Source organism: Moorena sp. SIO3I6 (assembly GCF_010672095.1).
Genome location: NZ_JAAHHU010001364.1, coordinates 1 through 1387, shown reverse-complemented (window position 1 = coordinate 1387; position 1387 = coordinate 1). Strand labels below are relative to the sequence as shown.

At 40.5% G+C, this 1387-nt stretch carries 1 protein-coding gene; it reads left to right on the top strand.

Annotated elements, in window-relative coordinates:
- The first annotated feature begins 559 nt into the window (after nucleotides 1–559).
- Nucleotides 560–1297 carry a cation diffusion facilitator family transporter gene (locus F6K49_RS49360; protein WP_293110082.1) on the top strand — a complete coding sequence of 246 codons (738 nt, stop codon included), beginning with the start codon at nucleotides 560–562 and terminating at the stop codon, nucleotides 1295–1297.
- Nucleotides 1298–1387: the final 90 nt, after the last annotated feature.

Genomic DNA, 1387 nt, shown 5'->3' with positions numbered 1-1387 from the left:
TTCGGTGGCCGCTCATCAGGATTCACCATGGCTCAATTACTTGTCTGTTCTGAGTTTCACACGACTCGAACCCTGAGGCAATCCCCCCTCTTGACAAAAGGCTTTTTCTCTTAACTTGTCACCAATGCCCCATGAGCGACTGCATCAAGAAGCGTTGATAGACTTTGGTACTATCTCAAATATAATTCCTTAAAATTAAATTTTTCAAGAAAACTAAATTTTGACAATAAAATAGGTTTGGCTATATGGTATTTAAGGCTCATATTGTTTAAAATTATCATTGGCTTGACAACAGTATAAGATTAGTGTTATAGACATTAATTAAACTTGTGATAACAAGTTTTTACTCAGATTTACTTATGTTGTATTAGGGAAAAAAATTCTCTATATAAAGAAAATTTAATCATGGAAATTTCTATTAAAAAACAATATATTTTGTGAGTATTTCTGACAATCCTCTGGACGTTGAGCCAATGGATATCATTGATATCAAGGTGCAGGAAACTATTTTCCGAGGCAAGACTATTTTCCCAGTTGACTAACCAAAGTAATTTAAACTATGCTCAATTGCAACAGATTAGGTTGTTTGTGCCAGACCAGCGTATCTCTGGGTAAGGTTCAGCGGTTGAAGAGAGTGATCATCTTAATCACAATCTTTGCTTTACTCGAAATGGTTGTCGGCTTTGTTAGCCACAGTTTAACTCTCAAAGCTGATTCGGCTCACATGCTGGCAGATATTGTAGCAATGAGTATTGCTTTGCTTGCTGCATGGCTGGCTCAAGGCTCCTCGAAGTCTCGAAAGCAAATGAGCAATCAACCGATTGAGGTTTTGGCTGGTCTGATCAATAGTATCGGTCTAGTGGCTATGTCTGTATGGATTGGGCGAGAAGCGATCGCCCATCTGCAAGGGACACCTGAGGAAATCCTCAGTTTGCCGATGCTAGTCACTGCGTTAATTGGCGTAGTGATCAACAGCATTAACCTCTATTGGCTAGGGGAAAATACTGAGCAAGACCTCAATCTGCGTGGTGCATTTTTGCATGTACTGGCAGACGTAGTTGGCTCAATCGGCACTATAATAGCTGCTTTGGCGGTTGGAATTTTCAACTGGCCTCAGGCGGATGCGATCATCAGCTTTAGTGTAGCTATTTTAATTGGCTTAAGTAATCTTCCGCTGCTGCGGCAAACCCTGCAACTAACTAGGAGGAGGGCGATAGAAAAACCCCCTCATGAGTTAGGCTGGCTAGAGTTAGGAAAGACCGATTTAGTGTCTTTGATAAAACTCAAAGAGGATTGAAAATTACTGGAGAGCTATTGATTTTGAAATGATAGTTTTCGGGAATTTTTAGGTAACCATTTAGTGGTCAGCGGTCAGCGGAGATCGCAC

What these genes read in the sequence shown, in the direction of transcription:
- F6K49_RS49360 (WP_293110082.1), top strand. Translation starts at nt 560, where the DNA reads ATGCTCAATTGCAACAGATTAGGTTGTTTGTGCCAGACCAGCGTATCT.